Source organism: Ramlibacter sp., assembly GCF_035706265.1.
GTDB lineage: Bacteria > Pseudomonadota > Gammaproteobacteria > Burkholderiales > Burkholderiaceae_C > Ramlibacter.
The window spans coordinates 1-2,545 of the sequence record NZ_DASSVG010000543.1; the positions used below are offsets into that span (position 1 = coordinate 1).

Genomic DNA, 2,545 nt, shown 5'->3' on the forward strand with positions numbered 1-2,545 from the left:
GAAGATCCCGGCCGGCATCGACGACGGCATGCGCATCCGCAGCGCCGGCAACGGCGAGCCGGGCACCAACGGCGGCCCGCCCGGCGACCTGTTCATCGAGATCCGGCTGAAGAAGCACCCGATCTTCGAGCGCGACGGCGATGACCTGCACTGCGTGGTGCCCGTGAGCATGGCGCGGGCGGCGCTGGGCGGCGAGATCGAGGTGCCCACCCTGGACGGCAAGGCCGCCATCGACATCCCGGAAGGCACCCAGGCCGGCAAGCAGTTCCGCCTGCGCGCCAAGGGCATCAAGGGCGTGCGCTCCAACTACCCCGGCGACCTGTACTGCCACGTGGCGGTGGAAGTGCCGGTGAAGCTGACCGAGCACCAGCGCAAGCTGCTGCGCGAGCTGGACGAGTCGCTGAAGAAGGGCGGGGCCAAGCACTCGCCCAACGAGGAGTCCTGGGCGGACAAGCTGCGCGGGTTCTTCAACGCGTGAGAAGGCGGCCGCGGGCCGCCTTTCTTCTTGTGTCGCCCCACGGGCACACCCGGGTGCGCACGAGTGCCCATCGGAGCACTGCAGCGCGACAATGCAGGCCATGGCCCTGAAGCTCTTTCGCAGCACAGGCTACTCGTCCCTCCTCATGCCTGGCGAGACGCGGCTCGCGACGCATCCGTCGTGGCTGGTGCTGGGCGCCAGCCTGTGGCTCGGCATCGTCGCCAACGTCGGCATCTGGCGCCTGCTGGGTGGCACCGCCGCGGACGTGCCGACCGCCATCGCTTCCGTCTTCCTGCTGGCCGGCGCGAACGGCGCGTTCCTCAGCGTGTTCGGCTGGCGCCGCACGATCCGCTTCGCCCTCACCGTGGCGCTGCTGGTCGGTGCCCTGGTCGCCTGCGGCCTCTGGAGCCAGCAGCTGCCGGTGGAGGCGCTGTGGCACGGCCCCTCCCGCTCGCTGCTGCCGGACTGGGCCAGCTTCCTGCGCTGGCAGGTGCTCGTGCTGGTGCTGCTGCTGGCCGTGGTGCCGATCGTCTGGGTCTGGAACCAGTCGCTGCGGCGGCTCTCCGGGCCGGCGCAGCTCAAGGCGAACCTGGGCGGCTTCGTGCTGTCGTCGGTGGTGTTCGTGGCCGGGCTGCTCGCTGCGGGCTGAGCGCCCGGATCTTCGCGCGCGCGGCGTTCAGAACAAGCTGCCCTGCCCTTCGGGCGCCGGCGGGCGGAACAGGTCGGTGCGGAAATCCGTCTTCTTGGCATTGAAGCCGATGCGCGCCACCGTCTTGCGGAAGCGCTGCGCCAGCAACTCGGCCCAGAGGCCGCTGCCTTTCATGCGGGTGGCGAAGTCGCTGTCGTAGTCCTTGCCGCCGCGCATTTCCTGGATGCGATGCAGCACGCGCTCGGCGCGCTGCGGGTAGTGGATCTGCAGCCACTGCCGGAACAGCGGCGCCACCTCCCAGGGCAAGCGCAGCACATGGTAGAAGGCCTCGCGCGCGCCGGCCTCCCAGGCCGCTTCCAGCACCTGCTCCATGTCGTCGTTGAGGAAGGGGATCTGCGGCGCCAGGCTCACGCCGCAGGGAATGCCGTTCTCGGCCAGCGTGCGCAGCAGCCGCAGCCGCCGGTGCGGCGCGGCGGCGCGCGGCTCCAGCCGGCGGGCCAGCTCTGCATCGAGCGTGGTGATCGTGACGTAGATGGCCGCCAGGCCCTGCTGCGCCATCGGCGCGATCAGGTCGAGGTCGCGCTCGACCCCGCTCGACTTGGTGACCAGCGCGAACGGGTGCCGCGCCTCGTGCAACACCTCGATCGCGCCGCGCGTGAGCCGCAGCTCGCGCTCCACCGGCTGGTAGCAGTCGGTGGCGGTGCCGATCGCGATCAGCTGCGGCTTGTATCCGCGCCGCGCGAGCTCCGCGCGCAGCAGCTCGCGCGTGTTGCGCTTGGCGACGATCCTGGTCTCGAAGTCCAGCCCCGGCGAGAGGTTCAGGTAGCTGTGGGTCGGCCGGGCATAGCAGTAGATGCAGCCGTGCTCGCACCCGCGGTAGGGGTTGAGCGAAAGGTTGAAGTAGATGTCCGGCGAGTCGTTGCTGGCGATGATGCTCTTCGCCGTCTCCCAGATCACCTCGGTGCGCGGAGCGGGGGCGGGATCTTCCTCCCCGTCTTGCCCCCAGCCGTCATCGAAGGCCTCGCGCGCATCGCGCTCGAAGCGGTGCGGAAACCGGGTGGCGCTGCCGCGGCCCTTGAGGGCGGCCAGCGGCACGCGCACCTCCTCGACGGTGTGGGCCGTGCTGCGGTCGATACTGTTCATGCATACAGTATGACCTGGATCAAGGACGCTGTCACACCCGAAGGTGTAAACGGCGCCGGCCTGCGCGGCGCCGGCTTCCCGCGCGTCAGGCGCTCGCGAGCGACGGCATTGCCAGGCGCTCGCGCGCCTCGGCGTATTCGCGCTTCAACCGCGCGATCAGGTCGGCCGCATGGGCGACCTCCTTCACCGCGGCGATGCCCTGGCCGCAGCCCCAGATGTCCTTCCAGGCCTTGCGGTCGCTGCCGAAGCTCATCTTGCTCGGATCGCTCTCGGGC

The 2,545-nt window shown here is 70.3% G+C and carries 3 protein-coding genes and 1 pseudogene; 2 read left to right on the plus strand and 2 right to left on the minus strand.

Annotated elements, in window-relative coordinates; translation table 11 throughout:
• Both VFM98_RS19390 and VFM98_RS19395 read left to right on the plus strand, forming a co-directional pair.
• Nucleotides 1-478: DnaJ C-terminal domain-containing protein (locus VFM98_RS19390; RefSeq protein ID WP_325111535.1), on the plus strand; the 478-nt coding region annotated here is incomplete at its 5' end.
• A 100-nt stretch (nucleotides 479-578) separates the two neighbouring features.
• The gene (locus VFM98_RS19395) at nucleotides 579-1,127 is read left to right on the plus strand and encodes a hypothetical protein (protein ID WP_325111536.1); all 549 of its coding nucleotides are present in this window, start codon (nucleotides 579-581) and stop codon (nucleotides 1,125-1,127) included.
• Between the two features lie 27 nt (nucleotides 1,128-1,154).
• Here the strand turns inward: VFM98_RS19395 and VFM98_RS19400 are convergent, their stop codons facing one another.
• Entirely contained in the window at nucleotides 1,155-2,270 is a 1,116-nt protein-coding gene (locus VFM98_RS19400) for a PA0069 family radical SAM protein (RefSeq protein WP_325111537.1), read from the minus strand.
• Between the two features lie 85 nt (nucleotides 2,271-2,355).
• A pseudogene (locus VFM98_RS19405) lies at nucleotides 2,356-2,545 on the minus strand (nitronate monooxygenase); the annotation flags it as partial.